The following is a 16,857-nucleotide window of genomic DNA, read 5'->3' as shown; positions in this document are numbered from 1 at the left end:
GAATGGGAAAGGGGGCAAGGAAAATGAAGCGGAATGCTCTACTGGCTCTGGTGGTTGCGGGTCTGTTGGCCGCGGGATCCTCGCGCGCCGCGCCATTGATCACGGAAGAGGAGGCCAAGCTGCCGCCTCCCAAGGGCGCGGTCGCCGTCGATCAGCGCGGCATCATGCGCGGCCCGAAAATCGAGTTCGTCTCGCCGGGCGCTCCCGCGAATTCTCCTCTGCGACTGGTGTTGAAATTCCAGTCCTACGGCGGGGCCAAGATCGATCCGGAATCGGTCAAGGTGATCTTCCTCCGAACGCCGAACGTCGACCTGACGCCTCGGGTCAAGCCCTTCGTGCAGCCAGACGGCATCAACATGCAGGATGCGGAGTTGCCGCCGGGCGAGTACACGATGCGTGTCGACATCAAGGACAGCGATGGCCGGCCGGGTACGACCGTCTTCACCCTGAAGGTAGCGCCCAAGTGAGCTCGCAGGTGAACTCGCAAGTGGCGTGCCTCTACTGCCGGTCGGAAAATGCCGAGGGTGCGCTGGTCTGCGCCTCGTGCGGGCGCGACATCGCCGTTCCGGCCACGCTGCTTGCCGAGCGCGACGATCTCTTGCGCAAGCGCGAGGATCTGCGCGATGAACTGAAGCGGGCCAGAGGCGAGATCGAAGCCATTATGAGGCGAGGGAAGTCGCGCTAGCGATGGAATGTCCGTTCTGCGCCGAGACGATCAAGGACGAAGCCATCGCGTGCAAGCATTGTTCGCGCGACTTGCGCGTCGTGCGACCGACGCTCCTCGAGATCGACGAGATCGTTGCCGAGCTGGACAAGCTCAGGCGGGATCTCGATCGCGTCAACGTCCGTCTGGAGCGCTACAACAATCCGTTGCGCTATTACGGAACGCATGCGGTGCTTTATGTCGCGATCCCATCCCTGCTGCTGGTGATCGCGCATGTGCTCGTGACCATCACCTTCAACCTGTCGCCGATCCCGCTTCGGATCGCGTCGATCGCCGTACCGCTCTTGTTCGGATTCGTTGCTTATCCGCTGCACAGGGTCTACGTCCTCACGGCATTGGTGCTCGCGTTTCTCGCCGCTTGTGTCAGCATCCTGGCGATGCTGACGATCACCGGAATTCACGATGACGTTCCGATCCTTCCGGCGGTCTGGATCGAATGGCGGGAGGTGTTCGAGTATGGCGCGAGCATCCTGCTCGCCTTCGTCTCGGGCAACATTCTCAGCGTCGTGATCTTCCAGATCCTGCCGCGTGTGCTGACGCAGGGAGGCAAGCCGAACGCTTTCGCATTCAGGGTGGCGCGGCTGCTCGGACAGCATGTCGGCGAGGAACAGCTGCGCCGTCGTGCCCGCTTGATTCAGGATCTCATGCAGACCGTCGGGCCGCTCGCGGGCGTTGCTGCGACCGGTATCGGCTCGATCTATGCGGGGTTGAAGGGCTTGCTGGGATAGCTCACTGCACCTTCGCAGGCGCGCTTGCAGCCTAGCGCGCTTCCACCACTTCGCCGTCCTCTTTCACGAACCGGCCAACCGGATTGTCCAGGAGATCGACCACGGCTTCCGACGGCCGGCACAAGCGCGTGCCCTTTGGCGTCACCACGATCGGCCGGTTGATGAGGATAGGGTGGGCGATCATGACATCGAGGAGCTGCTCATCGCTCCATTTGGGGTCGTCCAGGCCGAGCTCCTTGTAAGGCGTTCCCTTCTCGCGCAGCAGCGCGCGGACCGGAATGCCCATGCTCGCGATCAGTTCCTTGAGCTTGTCCCGCGAGGGCGGAGTCTTCAGATATTCGATGACATCAGGCTCGACGCCGCTCTGCCGGATCATCGCCAGCGTGTTGCGCGAGGTGCCACAGGTGGGATTGTGATAGATCGTGACGGTCATCGAACTGTCTCCGTGATTGCGACCGAGGCGGACGCGCGTGAGCGGCCGAGCAACCAGTTCATCAGCAGCATGCCCGCGAAGGCGCCGCAGAGTTCCGCGAGGATGAATCCGGGCAGGTCAGCGGGGCGAATGCCGGCGAACGTGTTCGTCAGCGACCTTGCGATGGCCACCGCAGGGTTGGCAAACGACGTGGAAGCCGTGAACCAATAGGCGGCCGTGATGTAAAGGCCCACCAGCCAGGGGATGGCCGTCCGCTGAAACCGGATGCCGGCCAGGATCGTCGCGACCAGCCCGAAGGCAGCGACCGCTTCGGCGAACCATTGCGGCCCTCCGGTTCGGACCTTGGTCGAGAGGTCGAGCAGCGGCAGGCCGAACATTAGATGCGCCGCCAGCGTTCCCGCGATGCCGCCAGCGATCTGCGCGATCACGTAAAGCGCGGCCTCGTTGACCGGCAGCTCGCGCTTGCCGGTGAAGACGAGCGTCACTGCGGGATTGAAATGGGCGCCGGAGATCGGACCGAGCACCGTGATCAGGACAACCAGGATGGCCCCGGTCGGCAAGGTGTTGCAGAGCAGCGCAAGGGCGACGTCCTTGGTCAGCGTTTCCGCCATGATGCCGGAGCCGACCACGGTGGCGACGAGAATACCCGTGCCGAGCGCTTCAGCCGCGAGGCGCCGCGGGAGATCGAAACTGTCCATCAGCCGGCTCGCTCCTTTCGTTTTGGCGAGCAGCACGATTGCAAGGTCTCGACGACGGGCTCGCAAACCTCCGGCCGTCCGCCGCAGCAATCGCGCAGCAGGAAGAGCGCGACGTCGCGGAATTCGCCGAGATTGGCGCGGTAGACGATCGAGCGACTGTGCCGCTCGGAGGACACGAGGCGGGCGCGGCTCAGAATCGACAGATGCGCCGACAGCGTGTTTTGCGGGACTTCCAACAGGCGGGCGAGATCGCCGGCCGCAAGACCGTCAGGCTCGTGCCTGACCAGCGTCCGGAACGCCTCCAGACGGGTCGGTTGAGACAGCGCGGCGAGCGCCAGGACGGCTTGCTCTGTTTCCATATATCCAGATTTATGGAATTATAGGGGTCAAGTCAATCTGGAAACCTCCGGTCCATGGAGTGAGCGGTAATTTCCAATATTCTAGAAATATGGTTTGACGATTGATGCGCACGGGCGCATCATGTCGCGCATGAAGATCGACGACGCAGCAGCACGCCTGGAAGCCCTCGGAAATCGGACCCGCCTGCAGATTTATCGCGCGCTGGTCCGGGCCGGGCACGCGGGCATGCCGGTCGGTCGCCTGCAGGACAAGCTGAAGATTCCGGCCTCGACGTTGTCGCACCACATCAAGACGCTGGTCTCGGTCGGATTGGTCAGTCAGAGCAGGGAATCGACCACCCTGATCTGCCGCGCCAATTTCGACGCCATGCGCGGGCTGGTCGATTTCCTGGCCGCGGAGTGCTGTGCGGAAGAAGCGGGATGCAAGGCTGCGCAGACCGCAGCCTGATTGATTTGGCCAGTTATTCCATAATTCTAGAAAGATGGAGGATTCGGAATGGACAAGACGGTAGCCATCATCGGGGCGGGGCCAGTCGGCCTCGCGGCCGCCGCTCATGTGCGCGAACGCGGCATGTCCCCTGTCGTGCTCGAAGCCGGGCCCGAGGCCGGGCATGCCGTGCGGCAATGGCAGCACGTCCAGCTCTTCTCGCCGTGGGAATACAATGTCGACAAGGCCGCAGCGCGCCTGCTTGCGCCGACGGGATGGAATTCGCCGGACCCAAGCTCCTATCCCACCGGCGGCGAGCTGATCGAGCGCTATCTCGCGCCGCTGGCCACGCGAACGCCGCTGCGCGAGACGATCCGGACCTCGAGCCGCGTCACGGCGATCAGCCGCGCCGGCTTCGACAAGGCGAAGACGAAGGGGCGGGACCAGGCGCCGTTCGAAATCCGCTACCAGAACGGCAAAGGCGACGAAGTGCTGCGCGCCGATGCCGTCATCGACGTCTCCGGCACGTGGTTCTCGCCCAATCCCGCCGGCAGCAACGGTCTGCCGGCGCTCGGCGAACGCGAATGCGCCGGCCGCATCGCCTATGGCATGCCGGCTGTGCGCGGCTCCGCTCGCAGCAGATACGTCGGTAAGACCGTCGCCGTGCTCGGTGCGGGCCATTCCGCGCTGGGCACGCTGATTGATCTCGCGCAGCTCGCCGAGTGGGCGCCCGGCACCAGGCCCGTTTGGCTGTTGCGCGGGGACGATCCGGCAAAGGCCTTTGGCGGCGGCCGCAACGACAAGCTTGCCGCGCGCGGCGAGCTGGGCTCAGCCTTCGCCGCGCTCGTGACTGCCGGAAAGATCGCGGTCGAGACCGGCTTCGCTGTCACTCACATTTCGGAGATCGAAGGCCGCCTCAGGATTTCGGCAGGCGCCGGCTCGGCTGCGCGGAGTGTGATTGCGGATGAGCTGGTGGTGTCGACCGGCTTCCGGCCTGATCTCTCGTTTCTGTCCGAGCTGCGGCTGCGGCTCGATCCGGCGATCGAGGCGCCCCTCGCGCTCGCGCCGCTCATCGACCCCAACGAGCATAGCTGCGGAACGGTGCGGCCTCACGGCGCGCGCGAGCTGGCGCATGATGAGCCGGGCTTTTATCTCGCCGGCATGAAATCCTACGGACGTGCGCCGACCTTCTTGATGATGACGGGATACGAGCAGGTCCGATCGATCGCCGCCGACATCGCCGGCGACAAGAAGGCCGCGGCACGGGTCGAGCTCGTGCTCCCGGAGACCGGCGTCTGCACACGCGCCGGCGTGGAGTCCGCCGCCGCAGCGGGATGTTGCGGCGGCCCGGCCAAGGCCGAACCTTCGGCCTGCTGTGCCGCCGATGAATCCGCCAAGAAGGCAGGCGGTGCGGGGTGCGGCTGCTCATGAGCCGAGGCACTGCGGGCCCGCTCACCGTCGTCATCGCGCTCGGCACCGCGCAGACCATCGCGTGGGCGTCGAGCTACTATCTTCCTGCGATCCTGGCCGCGCCGATCGCGGGCGATCTCGGTCTTGCGCCGACTTACGTGTTCGGCGCGTTGTCGGGAGCGCTCGTCATCTCCGGCCTGCTTGGTCCGAGGGTTGGGCACGCCATCGATACGTTCGGTGGGCGCAGCATGCTTGCCGTCTCGAACCTCGTTTTCGCGGCTGGCTTGCTGCTGCTGTCCGCGGCCTATGGCGTAGCGGTGCTGATCGCAGCCTGGATCCTGCTCGGCATCGGCATGGGCATGGGCCTCTATGAAGCCGCGTTCGCGACGCTTGCGCGCATTTACGGCGCCAATGCGCGACGAACGATCACCGGCATCACCCTGATCGCCGGTTTCGCCAGCACACTCGGCTGGCCTCTCACGACATGGCTCGCCACGGAGTACGGCTGGCGCGCGGCCTGCCAGCTTTGGGCGGTGATCCACATCGGCCTTGCCTTGCCGCTCAACCTTGCGCTGCCCCGTGCCGCTCCGTTGCATCAGGAGGCTGGACCGAGCACGGGCGCAAGCCAGCAACCCGGCGGTCAGAGCGAAACCTTCGCAATGATATTGCTGGCGTACATGTTTGCGGCCGCGAGTTTCGTCAGCTCTGGAGTCTCGGCCATCCTGCCCACCATGCTGGTTGCGTTCGGTGCCACGCCAGCACAGGCGTTGCTGGCGGGAGCACTGGTCGGACCGGCGCAAGTCGGCGCCCGCCTTCTGGAAGCAGGATGGCTTGGCCGGTTTCATCCGCTGCTGTCGGCGCGGCTCGCCATGCTCATGAATCCGATCGGGGTGCTTGCGCTGGTTGCAGGCGGCCCTTTGCTCGCACCGCTCTTCACGGTGCTGTATGGCGCGGGCAACGGCATCATCACCATTGCCCGTGGTACGCTGCCGTTGGCGCTGTTTGGGCCGGTCGGGTTCGGCAGAAGGGTCGGGATGATTTCGCTGCCTTCGAGGGCAACGGGCGCCTTCGCGCCGCTTGCGCTGGGACTGATGGTGGAGCATCTCGGCAGCAGCGCGCTCTGGATCGGCGCGCTGGCCTCGGTCTCTGCATTCTTCGCGCTTCTGCTGCTTCGTGGGGATCAGACGACATGAGTCGCTGTCCGATGGGAGGAGAACATTCGTAGCTTGCGCGGCTGGCCGCTGATTGCGGTGATGTGTATCGGCCAGCTCGGCAATCTGCTGCCGCACGTGACCTTGTCCGCGAATTTGGCCCAGCATCTGATGCCGGTGTGGGGATTGTCCGCCGCCGAGGGCGGGATGATGGCGAGCGGCTACGCGTTTGGCTACATGCTGGCGGTGCCCGTGCTGACGACACTGACCGATCGCATCGACGCACGGCTCGTGCTCCTCGGCGGCTCTGTCGTCAGCGGACTTGCGACCGTCGCCTTTGGCATCTTCGCGCAAGGCTTCTGGTCGGGGACCATCATCTGGTCGCTGGCCGGCCTTGGTTTTGCCGGTGCCTACATGCCGGGGCTCAAGGCACTGACCGACCGGTTGCCCGCCGGCGACACCTCGCGGGCGGTCACGCTCTACACGTCGAGCTTCTCGGTGGGCGTCGGCCTGTCGTTCCTGATCGCCCAAGTCCTCGCCGACGGCTGGGGATGGCGGACCGCGTTCTACGTGACCGGCATCGGTCCCATCGCGATGGTGGTCACGTGTCTCTTGATCGAGAGCCGCAGTCCCGTTCCAAGATCAGGACGCCTTTTGAACTTTGCGCCCGTCTTCGCCAACCGGGAGGCGCTCGGTTACATCTTCGGCTACGGCGCGCACTGCTTCGAGCTCTACGGCATTCGCACCTGGCTGGTCGGGTTCTGGACCTACGTCGTCGCGCATCAGGGTGCGCCCTCATGGCTGAGCCCGGTCCTGATGAGCTTCTGCTTTGCAGTGATCTCCATGCCGGCCAGCATCCTCGGCAACGAGGCCGCACTGAAATTCGGGCGACATCGGGCGATCACGGTGGTGATGATCGCCTCGGCTTGCGTTGCCCTCATCATCGGCTTGAATGCGACGGCTCCGGCATGGGTGCTGGCGCTGCTGCTGATGATCTATGGCCTGACAGTGCCAGCGGATTCCGGTGCATTGACAGCCGGGATGTCGGCCGCGGCTGTCTCGGAGCATCGCGGGGCGACTCTCGCCCTGCATTCGACCGTCGGGTTCGGCCTATCGGCGATCGGAGCCTGGGGAACCGGGGTTGCCCTCGATGCCGCTGGCGGCCCCCAGAGTGCAGAGGGCTGGTTGCTGGCCTTCATCGTGCTCGCGGCCGGGATCGCGCTCGGCCCGCTCGCCTTGCTATGGTCGCGGACGGCTCGGTCCGACGAGCTGGTATCGAAGTCGCAATAGGCGAGGCAGGATGCGGGCGATCGGCCTAACAGGCCTCGGAGCCTTGGTCACGAATGCTTGACTTTGATCAAAGAATGCTTTCGGCCGCAGACTATGCTACTGAGGCTGCGTTGCGGTTCCAAAAGGTTAAAAGCACGTTTCATGCGGATCGTTCGGACCATCCTGGCATTCGCCATCGCCATCTCCCTGGCGATGCTGCCGGCTGGCGCGTCCGCTTCCGGCGTCGCGATGTCGTCGGGTGACATGAAGGCGGCCATGCAGGTCGGCGGCGACGACGATATGTCGGTGCACGATTGTTGTCCCGACATGAAGGGAACGGGCTCCGACACCGGCTACCAATGCGGGATGGGCTTCTGCTGTGTCGGCGGCACCGTCGCACTGGCAGACATTCGTCCCCTGGCGTTCGAATTCCTTGCCGTCGCGGCAGCGGAAACCGCTATTCCTGCCGATCAGGTCGTCGACTCGCGCGGCGGCAGTCCTCCCTTCCGGCCTCCTCGAATCTGATCTCTCAAGACGCGCGCGGGCACGCCCCGCGCGGCGATGACTGATGTGCGCATTCATGCGTCGCGGTCGAGATCAATTCATGAGGACAGGACAATGCTTTCCAAGTTCAGCACCGCGGCTGTTGCCGCCACCCTTTCGCTCGCCGCTTCAGTCGCCTTGGCGGGTGCCGGCGATTACGCTTTCGAGCCGGTCAATCCCGAGATGAAGAAGGGCGACGACGTCACGCTCGCCGTTCGCCTGACCAACAAGCAGACCGGCAAGCCGGTGCTTGATGCCGTCATCTTCAAGACGCGCGTCGACATGGCTCCGGACGGCATGGCCGAGATGGAATCGGCGGTCGCGCCACTGCCCTCCAAGGAGCCGGGCGTCTACGCCTTCAGGACGGACCTGCCGATGGCCGGCCGCTATCAGGTCACGCTCTCGGCGAAGGTGCAGGGCGAGCCTGAGACGGTCACCGGCAAGGTCATCGTCAAGGCGATCAAGTGAGCTTTCGGGCGCCGTCGGACGGTGCCCGAACTTCTCTTTCCCATTCACATGGACGCGCGCTCCGAGCGCGCGAAACAACCATGAAGACGTTGCGTCTCTTGACGACTCTCGCGCTCGGCAGTGGCCTCGCCCTTGGCGCGTACTGGTTCTCGAACGAAGGGCGCTGGTCGGTCCATGCCGAGGTGACCCCGGCTGCAGCGCCAGCGGACCGGACTCCGCTCTACTATCGCGATCCGAGCGGCGCGCCGCTTTGGTCCGCCGGGCCAAAGAAGGACGACCGCGGGCGGGACTATCTGCCGGTCTACGATGACGACAAGGCCGCCCAGGCAGAGCCGAAGCCGCAGGCGGCTTCATCGCGAAAAATCCTCTATTACCGCAATCCGATGGGGTTGCCCGACACCTCGCCGGTGCCGAAGAAGGACCCGATGGGGATGAACTATATCCCCGTCTACGAAGGCGACGACGCCGATGACGGCACGGTGAAACTGTCGCCCGGCAAGATCCAGCGCAGCGGCGTGAAGTCCGAGCCGGTGGCGCGGCGATCGGTCCAGGTCCTGGTCAAGGCGCCCGGTACGATCCAACTAGACGAGCGCCGCGTCTCGGTGATCGCGATGCGGGCCGAGAGCTTCGTGCAGAAGATCGCGGACGTCACCACCGGCTCCCGCGTCAAGGCGGGCCAGCCGCTGATGGAGATCTACAGCTCGGCGGTCGCCTCCGCGGCGGCCGACTATCTCGCGACCATCACCTCCAAGACCGTCGGCGGGGTCGAGATCTACGGCCGCGGCTCGCGGCAACGGCTGATCAATCTCGACGTCCCCGAGCGGGTGATCGCCGAGATGGAGAGAACGCGTGTCGCGCCCGTCACCATCCATTGGTCGGCGCCGCGCGACGGGATCGTGCTCGAGCGCAACGCGATCGAAGGCATGCGCGCCAATCCCGGCGACGTGCTGTTCCGCATCGCCGACACCTCGCTGGTCTGGGCGCTGGTCGACGTCGCCGAGCGCGATCTCGGCAACATCGCGGTCGGGCAGTCTGTCGCGGTGCGCGCGCGCAGCTTCCCCGGCCGAAGCTTCACCGGCAAGATCGCGGTGATCTATCCGCAGGTGAACCGCGAAACCCGGACGGTTCGCGTCCGCATCGAGCTCGCCAATCCCGAAGCGTTGCTGCTGCCGGACATGTATGTCGATGCCGACGTCGACACGGCCGATAGCGCGCTTGTCCTGGCGATCCAGGACAGCGCGGTGCTCGACACCGGCACGCGGCAGGCCGTCCTCGTCGACAAGGGGGACGGGCGCTTCGAGCCGCGGGAGGTGAAGCTCGGCCGGCGCGGCGGCGGCTTTATCGAGGTGCGCGACGGCCTTGCCGAAGGCGAAGCGGTGGTCACATCCGCCAACTTCCTGATCGATGCGGAAAGCAATTTGAAGGCCGCGCTGAAAGGCTTTGCCGAGGCTGCGCCTCAAGCCGCCGACGGCGGCCATGCGACGGGAGAGCACAAATGATCGCCCGCATCATCGCCTGGTCGGCGCGCAACCTGCTGCTGGTGCTGTTCGGCACCGGCTTTGCGGCGGCCGCCGGCTTCTACGCGCTGCTTCATCTGCCGCTGGATGCGATCCCCGACCTCTCGGACACCCAGGTCATCGTCTACACCGAATATCCCGGCCAGGCGCCGCAGGTGATCGAGGACCAGGTCACCTATCCCTTGACGACGGCGATGCTGACCGTGCCGAAATCGAAGGTGGTGCGCGGCTTCTCCTTCTTCGGCGTGTCGTTCGTCTACGTGATCTTCGAGGACGGCACCGACATCTATTGGGCGCGCTCGCGCGTGATGGAGTTCCTGAACGGCGCCACGTCTCGGCTTCCCGTCGGCGTCACCCCGACCATCGGGCCCGATGCGACCGGCGTCGGCTGGGTCTATCAATACGCCGTGATGTCGAAAGAATTGAACCTCGCCGACACGCGCACGATCCAGGACTGGAATCTGAAATTCGCGCTCGCCAAGGCCGAAGGCGTGGCCGAGGTCGCCAGCATCGGCGGCTTCGTCAAGCAGTACAACGTGGTGCTCGACCCGCAGCGCATGCGCGACCGCGGCATCAGCATGCAGAAGATCCGGGAGGCGATCCGTGCCAGCAATGCCGACGTCGGCGGCCGCACGGTCGAGCTGTCGGAGTTCGAATACGTCATTCGCGGCAAGGGCTACATCAAGAGCATCAACGATCTCGGCAACATCGTCCTGAAGACCAGCAACGGCACGCCGGTGCTGCTGCGGGACGTCGCCAATGTCGAGCTCGGACCCGACGAGCGGCGCGGCATTGCGGAGCTGAACGGCGAGGGCGAGGTCGCAAGCGGCATCGTGCTGCAGCGCTTCGGCGTCAACGCGCTCGACGTCATCGAAAACGTCAGGAAGCGTTTCAAGGAGATTGCGAGCAGCCTGCCGAAATCGGTCGAGATCGTCCCGGTCTACGACCGCTCGGGCCTGATCTATTCGGCGATCGACACGCTCAAGCACACGCTGTTCGAGGAGAGTATCGTCGTCGCGCTCGTCTGCATCGTGTTCCTGCTCCATGTCCGCAGCGCGCTGGTCGCGATCCTGATGCTGCCGGTCGGCGTGCTGATGGCGTTCGGCGCCATGAAGCTGCTGGGCCTGGGATCCAACATCATGAGCCTCGGCGGCATCGCGATCGCGATCGGCGCCATGGTGGATGCCGCGATCGTCATGATCGAGAACGCGCACAAGCACCTTGAGCGCGCCGAGCCCGGTCAGTCGCGCGTCCAGATCCTGATCGACGCGGCATCCGAGGTCGGGCCGGCACTGTTCTTCAGCCTCCTCATCATCACGGTCTCGTTCATGCCGATCTTCACGCTGGAATCGCAGGAGGGGCGGCTGTTCAGCCCGCTGGCGTTCACGAAGACCTTCGCGATGGCGGCCGCGGCCCTGTTGTCCGTCACGCTGGTGCCGGCGCTGATGGTGATCTTCGTCCGCGGCAGGATCGTGCCGGAGAGGAAAAACGTCATCAACCGCTTCCTGATCTTTATCTACCGCCCGGTCATCAAGGGCGTGCTGCGCGCCAAGACGCCGGTGATCCTGGCTTCGCTGGTCGTGCTCGCCGTTACGATCTGGCCGGCGCGGCAGCTTGGCACCGAGTTCATGCCGACGCTGAACGAGGGCACGCTGCTCTACATGCCGACGACGCTGCCCGGTATCTCCGTGACCAAGGCGGCCGAGCTGATGCAGACGCAGGACCGCATCATCAAGTCGTTCCCGGAGGTCGAATCGGTCTACGGCAAGGCGGGGCGGGCGGCGACCGCGACCGATCCGGCGCCGACCGAGATGTTCGAGACGGTGGTCAGTCTGAAGCCGAAGGAGCTTTGGCGGGAAGGCGTCACCATCGACAGCCTGATCGCGGAAATGGACAAGGCGCTGCAGTTTCCGGGCGTCTCCAACGCCTGGACTATGCCGATCAAGGCGCGCATTGACATGCTGTCCACCGGCATCCGCACCCCCGTTGGCGTCAAGGTGATGGGCACCGACCTCGTCGAGATCGACCGGCTGGCGAAGCAGGTCGAACGGGTGATCAAGACGGTGCCGGGCACCTCAGCGGCCTATGCCGAGCGCGGCATCGGCGGCTACTATCTCGAGATCGTCCCGGATCGCGAGGCGCTCGCCCGCTATGGCATCCTGATCCAGGACGTTCAGGACACCATCGCGGCCGCGCTCGGCGGCCAGACGGTCACGACGACGGTGGAGGGGCGGCAGCGCTTCACGGTGAACATGCGCTATCCGCGCGACCTGCGCGACAATCCCAAGGCGATCGCCAGCGATATCCTGGTGCCGATGCCCGCAGGCGGCGCGGTGCCGCTCGGCGAGGTCGCGAAGGTCGAGCCGGCACGCGGGCCGACCTCGATCCGGACCGAGAACGGCCAGCTCGCGACCTACGTCTACGTCGACATCCGCGATCGCGACATCGGCAGCTACGTCGCCGATGCGCAACGCGCCGTGACTGACAGCATCCAGTTCCCATCAGGATATTACGTGGTCTGGAGCGGTCAGTACGAATATCTCCAGCGCGCCGCGGCGCGCCTGAAGATCGTGGTGCCGGTGACGCTGACGATCATCTTCCTGCTGCTGTACCTGAATTTCAGGGCCATGACCGAAACCCTGATCGTGATGCTGTCGCTGCCCTTCGCGCTGGTCGGCGGCATCTGGATGATGTGGTGGCTCGGCTTCAACATGTCGGTCGCCGTCGCCGTCGGCTTCATCGCGCTTGCCGGCGTCGCCGCCGAGACCGGCGTCGTGATGCTGATCTATCTCGAGCATGCCCTGGCCGAGATCAAGGCGACGTGCAGCGCCGAGGGCAGGGGCCTCACCCGGCAGGATCTCCACGAGGCGATCATGGTGGGCGCGGTCGAGCGCGTCCGTCCCAAGATGATGACGGTCGTCGCCATCATGGCGGGCCTGCTGCCGATCATGTGGAGCACCGGAACCGGGTCGGAGATCATGCAACGAATCGCGGTGCCGATGATTGGCGGCATGATATCGTCGACGCTGCTGACGCTGATCGTGATCCCGGCGATCTTCGGGTTGGTGAAGGGTGTCCGCCTGCCGCCCACGCGCGAGGACAGAGAACAACCGGCTGAGATGCCCAAGCCGATCGGCGCCAGATTGCGCGTCGTGGAGCCGGCCGGATGAGGCGAGCCGTGACGCACGATCATATGTCAGGGCGACGGAGTGACAGAAGAGGAATCCGAAGATGAAGCCGAAGATGAAGCAACGCGCATACCTGATGACCCGCCGGTCCCTTGTCGGGCTGATGGCCGCGGCAGCTTTTGCAAGGCCCGCCGCGGCAGCATCCGACGCAGCCGCGCTCACGGTGCACCGGGATCCGAGCTGCGGCTGCTGCGCCGGCTGGGTGCAGCATCTGCGGGACGCAGGATTTACCGCCCAGGTGGAGGAGACTCCCGACCTCGAGCCGATCCGGGCCCGTCTCGGCGTCCCCTCGAACCTGGTCGCGTGTCACACGGCAGAGGTCGCCGGTTATGTCGTCGAGGGGCACGTGCCGGCCGCGGCCGTGCGACGCCTCCTCGCGGAGCGTCCAAACGCGAAGGGAATAGCCGTGCCGGGCATGCCGGTCGGATCGCCGGGCATGGAAGGCGGCAAGCCGCAGCGTTACGAGGTCGTGCTGTTCGGTGCCGACGGTCAGAAGCCGTTCATGCGCTTCATCGGCTCGGAGGCGATTGATTGATGAAGGAGCGCTGGACATATTCCGGCATCAATGATGCACCGAGCAGTGCGGGGGCTATCGCATTTGAGAGCTCTTCCCTGCGACCATCCTTCGAGACGCCCGCTTGTGGCGGGCTCCTCAGGATGAGGGCGGAGTGCGCGGCAGCAGATTCAACGAGCACTGATGCCGATCAGCCTCATCCTGAGGAGGCGCGTAAGCGCCGTCTCGAAGGACGAGGCGTGCGCACCGGCCGCGCTACAGAGTCGTATGTGATAGCCTCCGGGCTGTGCGAGGGACCATCCGACTGTGCTGCGCGATGTCTGGCCATCACTACGGCTGCGGCGGATAGCGCTCGAAGGCCGGCAGTTCGTGCGCATGCTCCATCCAGCGCAGGCGCTCGGCGACCTGGATCTGCATCGTGGCAGGCACGGCCTCGGGATCGTCGTAGGTCGCGCTCTGGATGTCGATGACCCCCGGCAGCATGTTGGCATTGACGTAGAACAGCCCGGTTCCGCACGCGCTGCAAAAGTGCCGCCGCCCGTGTTCCGAGGAGCGGTAAACCTTCGGCTCGCCCTTGGTCACCTTGACCGCGCCCTCGGGGTACATCGTCCAGCCGACGAGCGGAGCCCCGGCGTGAAGCCGGCAATCGCGGCAGTGGCAAAGCGCGTGCACGATCGCCTCGCCCTCGACCTCGTAGCGGATTGCACCGCAGTGACAGCCGCCCGTGATTTTGCTCATGCGTTCCTCCGATCGAAGATGACTTCGGATCGATAGCTCTCGAGCCTTTTGGCTTCAACAACGCAACCAATTCGAGATTGCGTCCTACTGTCGCCTGACAGCTGCTGCCATTTCCGACGAGCGCGACCAGGCTAAGTTCGCGCCCGTGTGCGCTCGATCCGCATCAGCCGTTGCTTCACCGTCCGCGCGATCGCAGCCGGCGCCTCCTCGGGGATCGCAAAGCACGAGCTCGCGTTGATCTCGCAGAGCACGTAGGTGTCTGCGCCGGCCGCATCTTTCGGCCCGTACAGGAAGTCCGCATCCCAGATCACCGGCAATGACGACTCATCGATGCCGAGCGTTGCCATCATCTGCGGCGTCCATTCGTCCTCCATCGCTCCTCGCAGCGCCTGGAATGGCGGAGCATCAGGCCCGTGCATGATCCGCGGCCCGGGCTGCGCCTCAGGCGCCTCCGGTCCCTCCGGCGGCGGGATCAGCGCCTTGATCTTCTGGTGTCCGAAGCCTGCGACTTTGGCGCCGCTCATGTAGCAGCGGATCATGCCGTCGGGCAGGCGCGGTTGAAACGCCTGGTCGATGATGCAGCCGCCCCAACCGAAATAGGGCTCGCACCGTGCGAGCAGCGCATCGATCGGCATGTCCTCAGGCGTGCTGCCGCGCTGCGCATGCAGCACACGAACCATGCCTTCGGTATCGGGCAGGGCCTCAACCTTCCAGACCCCCTGGCCGCCATTGCCGCGGTTCTGCTTCAGCACGCGCGGGCCGCTGGCACGAAGGCGCGCCGGAAACTGGCTGCGGAAGCTTGTGGCGGTGTCATAGCGGTGCGTGTCGGCGCCCCAGCCCAGATGCCGTGTCCGGTAGAGCACCTCCTTGACGCCCATCTTCAGAATGATGTCCGGATGCGCGCTCACCCATGGCCCTTGCGCCGCGACGTCGCGCAGCAGGGCGTCGAGCTCGGCGCGGGTCTTGCCCTGGTGGATCGGATCGACCCAGACCAGCACGCCGTCGGCTGCAAGCAATTGGTCGCGGACCGCGCCCGCAAAGCTCTCGTCATAGATCACTGGGAAGGCGTCGATGCCCGCGGCGGCGAGCGCTTCGAAGACGCGGACGAAGCGGCTGTTCTGCGCCGTTGCCTCGCGCCGCGCGGCAACGTCGCCGCGCGAAAGGATGGCGATGGTTCGGAGGGGAGAGGGGTGACGGTCGGTGTCCATGCGCAAGCTCCACGTAGTTGCGTGCTGCGCAGAGCTTGGACCTGGGTCTCACGGGGAGTCTGCATCGTCCCCACGCCGACAATGTATGTGAAACCGCCTCGTCGTTTCAAGATGGCGGCTGGCGGGTTCCTTCAAAGGGTGAACTCTTCGTGACGTGACGCGGCCGTGCGCCGGTTGACAGTTCTGCCCTGCGGGTTTTTAGTCAGCGCGACGGGGATGTGCGATCTCCCCGCGAGGCGACATGCCCAAGCATCGCGTCCTGATCACCAAGGGCGCAGCATGTTCACACACCGCAACTCCATTCCACGACCCTCTCGGCTTGCCGGCATCCGAACCGCCATGGCATGCGCTCCGCGGCGAGTCCGCTGTGTGTGGCGGAACGGCCGGAGCGGCCTCACTTATCCGATTGGGGCAGGGATACACCCAGAGCTCAAGGGAGCTGATCCATGCATAAGACGGTTTCGGCACTGATCGGCGTCGCTGCCTGCTTCATCACGAACGCTCACGCGCAGGGCATCGACTGGCAAAAGGTCGATGAGGCACTGGGCCGCAAGCCAACCGTTGCGGACGATGTCCATCGCTACGGCTTCCCGCGCACCGATCTCACCGTGACGTTGGATGGCGTCACGATCAAGCCGGCGCTGGCGCTTGGCGGCTGGCTGGCGTTCAAGCCTGCGCATGACGGAACCATGGTCATGGGTGACCTCGTGCTGCTTGAGACCGAGATCAATCCAGTGATGGCTAAGATGATGGCGAGCGGTCTCGAGATTACCGCCGTGCACAACCATCTGCTGCGCGCAAGCCCGGCGACATTCTACATGCACGTCGCCGGACACGGCGACCCTATCAAGCTGGCGTCGGCAATCCGTGATGCGCTCGCCGAAAGCAAGACGCCCCTGACGGTCGCCGCAGCCGGGAATCCGCCCTCTATCGATCTCGACACCGCAAAGCTCGATCAGATCATCGGCGTCAAGGGGCAGGGCAATGGCGGCGTCTACCAGTTCAATGTGAAACGGCGCGACCCGATCACGGAGAACGGCATGCTGCTAACCCCCGTCGGTCCAATGGGCGTCGCGACGCCATCAATTTCCAGCCGACCGGCGGCGGCAAGGCCGCCATCACCGGCGATTTCGTGCTGACCAGCGACGAGGTGAATCCAGTCATCGCGGCGCTGCGGACGCATGGCATCGAGGTGACGGCGCTGCACAGCCATATGCTGAACGAACAGCCGCGACTCTTCTTCATGCACTTCTGGGCCAATGACGACGCGATCAAGCTTGCTGAAGGCTTGCGCGCGGCGATCGACAAGACCGCCAGCACCAAGAGCTGATCCAAGGCACAGAAAATGCACCGTGAGGCGTTTCAATGATTGAATGTCTGACGTGTTGGGGCAGCCGACGATGCGCGCCGCTTTGGCCTTTGCGTCGCGGGCGTCGGCACGGGCCGGTCTCGTCCTGGCGCCTATGCTTGGCTGTGCTGATG

17 protein-coding genes and 1 pseudogene are annotated in these 16,857 nt (G+C 65.0%); 13 read left to right on the top strand and 5 right to left on the bottom strand.

Annotated features, from left to right (window positions below; genetic code table 11):
- The first annotated feature begins 23 nt into the window (after window positions 1–23).
- From I6F31_RS25600 to I6F31_RS25590, 3 genes are read left to right on the top strand one after another with little or no spacing between them, the layout of a single operon-like run.
- Window positions 24–467 (top strand): hypothetical protein, encoded by a 444-nt coding sequence (locus I6F31_RS25600; protein WP_036042948.1) that lies wholly within the window; start codon window positions 24–26, stop codon window positions 465–467.
- An 8-nt stretch (window positions 468–475) separates the two neighbouring features.
- Complete coding sequence (locus I6F31_RS25595; RefSeq protein ID WP_036005954.1) at window positions 476–685, top strand: hypothetical protein; 210 nt, start codon at window positions 476–478, stop codon at window positions 683–685.
- 2 nt (window positions 686–687) lie between these two features.
- Window positions 688–1,452, top strand: coding sequence for a hypothetical protein (locus tag I6F31_RS25590; protein ID WP_225186302.1), 765 nt, complete (start codon window positions 688–690; stop codon window positions 1,450–1,452).
- A gap of 31 nt (window positions 1,453–1,483) precedes the next feature.
- Here I6F31_RS25590 and arsC read toward each other — a convergent pair whose 3' ends face one another.
- The 3 genes from arsC to I6F31_RS25575 are packed head-to-tail and all read right to left on the bottom strand — an operon-like array spanning window position 1,484 to window position 2,942.
- Complete coding sequence (gene arsC / locus I6F31_RS25585) at window positions 1,484–1,885, bottom strand: arsenate reductase (glutaredoxin) (protein WP_225186301.1); 402 nt, start codon at window positions 1,883–1,885, stop codon at window positions 1,484–1,486.
- Entirely contained in the window at window positions 1,882–2,583 is a 702-nt protein-coding gene (locus tag I6F31_RS25580) for an MIP/aquaporin family protein (RefSeq protein WP_036005890.1), read from the bottom strand. The genes arsC and I6F31_RS25580 overlap by 4 nt, the downstream gene beginning before the upstream one ends.
- Entirely contained in the window at window positions 2,583–2,942 is a 360-nt protein-coding gene (locus I6F31_RS25575) for a metalloregulator ArsR/SmtB family transcription factor (RefSeq protein WP_036005887.1), read from the bottom strand. The genes I6F31_RS25580 and I6F31_RS25575 overlap by 1 nt, the downstream gene beginning before the upstream one ends.
- Window positions 2,943–3,072: 130 nt before the next feature.
- Between I6F31_RS25575 and I6F31_RS25570 the strand changes: the two genes are divergently transcribed.
- The 9 genes from I6F31_RS25570 to I6F31_RS25530 all read left to right on the top strand — a co-directional run bounded on the left by I6F31_RS25570 (window position 3,073) and on the right by I6F31_RS25530 (window position 13,450).
- Window positions 3,073–3,390 (top strand): metalloregulator ArsR/SmtB family transcription factor, encoded by a 318-nt coding sequence (locus I6F31_RS25570; protein ID WP_225155746.1) that lies wholly within the window; start codon window positions 3,073–3,075, stop codon window positions 3,388–3,390.
- A gap of 48 nt (window positions 3,391–3,438) precedes the next feature.
- The gene (locus tag I6F31_RS25565) at window positions 3,439–4,800 is read left to right on the top strand and encodes an NAD(P)-binding domain-containing protein (protein WP_225186300.1); all 1,362 of its coding nucleotides are present in this window, start codon (window positions 3,439–3,441) and stop codon (window positions 4,798–4,800) included.
- A complete protein-coding gene (locus tag I6F31_RS25560; protein ID WP_225186299.1) occupies window positions 4,785–5,972 on the top strand; it encodes an MFS transporter in 1,188 nt (395 codons plus the stop codon). The genes I6F31_RS25565 and I6F31_RS25560 overlap by 16 nt, the downstream gene beginning before the upstream one ends.
- A 60-nt stretch (window positions 5,973–6,032) precedes the next feature.
- Window positions 6,033–7,220 carry an MFS transporter gene (locus I6F31_RS25555; protein ID WP_225186317.1) on the top strand — a complete coding sequence of 396 codons (1,188 nt, stop codon included), beginning with the start codon at window positions 6,033–6,035 and terminating at the stop codon, window positions 7,218–7,220.
- Between the two features lie 141 nt (window positions 7,221–7,361).
- A complete protein-coding gene (locus I6F31_RS25550; protein WP_036005883.1) occupies window positions 7,362–7,724 on the top strand; it encodes a hypothetical protein in 363 nt (120 codons plus the stop codon).
- Window positions 7,725–7,817: 93 nt separating this feature from the next.
- Window positions 7,818–8,210, top strand: a complete 393-nt coding sequence (locus I6F31_RS25545) for a FixH family protein (RefSeq protein WP_109144389.1) — start codon at window positions 7,818–7,820, stop codon at window positions 8,208–8,210.
- An 80-nt stretch (window positions 8,211–8,290) separates the two neighbouring features.
- Window positions 8,291–9,709, top strand: a complete 1,419-nt coding sequence (locus tag I6F31_RS25540; RefSeq protein WP_225146007.1) for an efflux RND transporter periplasmic adaptor subunit — start codon at window positions 8,291–8,293, stop codon at window positions 9,707–9,709.
- Complete coding sequence (locus I6F31_RS25535) at window positions 9,706–12,897, top strand: efflux RND transporter permease subunit (protein WP_225146006.1); 3,192 nt, start codon at window positions 9,706–9,708, stop codon at window positions 12,895–12,897. The genes I6F31_RS25540 and I6F31_RS25535 overlap by 4 nt, the downstream gene beginning before the upstream one ends.
- A 73-nt stretch (window positions 12,898–12,970) precedes the next feature.
- The gene (locus I6F31_RS25530; protein ID WP_109144386.1) at window positions 12,971–13,450 is read left to right on the top strand and encodes a DUF411 domain-containing protein; all 480 of its coding nucleotides are present in this window, start codon (window positions 12,971–12,973) and stop codon (window positions 13,448–13,450) included.
- A gap of 309 nt (window positions 13,451–13,759) precedes the next feature.
- Here I6F31_RS25530 and I6F31_RS25525 read toward each other — a convergent pair whose 3' ends face one another.
- Window positions 13,760–14,167 (bottom strand): GFA family protein, encoded by a 408-nt coding sequence (locus I6F31_RS25525; RefSeq protein ID WP_225144040.1) that lies wholly within the window; start codon window positions 14,165–14,167, stop codon window positions 13,760–13,762.
- A 131-nt stretch (window positions 14,168–14,298) separates the two neighbouring features.
- Window positions 14,299–15,375 carry a Cj0069 family protein gene (locus I6F31_RS25520; protein WP_225146005.1) on the bottom strand — a complete coding sequence of 359 codons (1,077 nt, stop codon included), beginning with the start codon at window positions 15,373–15,375 and terminating at the stop codon, window positions 14,299–14,301.
- Between the two features lie 446 nt (window positions 15,376–15,821).
- On the opposite strand from I6F31_RS25520, the pseudogene I6F31_RS25515 reads away from it, so the two are divergent.
- Window positions 15,822–16,705: pseudogene (locus I6F31_RS25515) on the top strand (DUF1259 domain-containing protein).
- The last annotated feature ends 152 nt before the right edge of the window (window positions 16,706–16,857 follow it).

Source organism: Bradyrhizobium sp. NBAIM01, from assembly GCF_020194115.1.
GTDB lineage: Bacteria > Pseudomonadota > Alphaproteobacteria > Rhizobiales > Xanthobacteraceae > Bradyrhizobium > Bradyrhizobium yuanmingense.
Note: the sequence above shows the minus strand (reverse complement) of the source record. Positions and strands in the feature narration are given on the sequence as shown.

Coding starts and splice junctions, on each gene's coding strand:
- I6F31_RS25525 (WP_225144040.1), bottom strand. CDS start 14,167: ATGAGCAAAATCACGGGCGGCTGTCACTGCGGTGCAATCCGCTACGAG.
- I6F31_RS25555 (WP_225186317.1), top strand. CDS start 6,033: ATGTGTATCGGCCAGCTCGGCAATCTGCTGCCGCACGTGACCTTGTCC.
- I6F31_RS25600 (WP_036042948.1), top strand. CDS start 24: ATGAAGCGGAATGCTCTACTGGCTCTGGTGGTTGCGGGTCTGTTGGCC.
- I6F31_RS25520 (WP_225146005.1), bottom strand. CDS start 15,375: ATGGACACCGACCGTCACCCCTCTCCCCTCCGAACCATCGCCATCCTT.
- I6F31_RS25535 (WP_225146006.1), top strand. CDS start 9,706: ATGATCGCCCGCATCATCGCCTGGTCGGCGCGCAACCTGCTGCTGGTG.
- I6F31_RS25540 (WP_225146007.1), top strand. CDS start 8,291: ATGAAGACGTTGCGTCTCTTGACGACTCTCGCGCTCGGCAGTGGCCTC.
- I6F31_RS25550 (WP_036005883.1), top strand. CDS start 7,362: ATGCGGATCGTTCGGACCATCCTGGCATTCGCCATCGCCATCTCCCTG.
- arsC (WP_225186301.1), bottom strand. CDS start 1,885: ATGACCGTCACGATCTATCACAATCCCACCTGTGGCACCTCGCGCAAC.
- I6F31_RS25545 (WP_109144389.1), top strand. CDS start 7,818: ATGCTTTCCAAGTTCAGCACCGCGGCTGTTGCCGCCACCCTTTCGCTC.
- I6F31_RS25570 (WP_225155746.1), top strand. CDS start 3,073: ATGAAGATCGACGACGCAGCAGCACGCCTGGAAGCCCTCGGAAATCGG.
- I6F31_RS25575 (WP_036005887.1), bottom strand. CDS start 2,942: ATGGAAACAGAGCAAGCCGTCCTGGCGCTCGCCGCGCTGTCTCAACCG.
- I6F31_RS25565 (WP_225186300.1), top strand. CDS start 3,439: ATGGACAAGACGGTAGCCATCATCGGGGCGGGGCCAGTCGGCCTCGCG.
- I6F31_RS25530 (WP_109144386.1), top strand. CDS start 12,971: ATGAAGCAACGCGCATACCTGATGACCCGCCGGTCCCTTGTCGGGCTG.
- I6F31_RS25580 (WP_036005890.1), bottom strand. CDS start 2,583: ATGGACAGTTTCGATCTCCCGCGGCGCCTCGCGGCTGAAGCGCTCGGC.
- I6F31_RS25590 (WP_225186302.1), top strand. CDS start 688: ATGGAATGTCCGTTCTGCGCCGAGACGATCAAGGACGAAGCCATCGCG.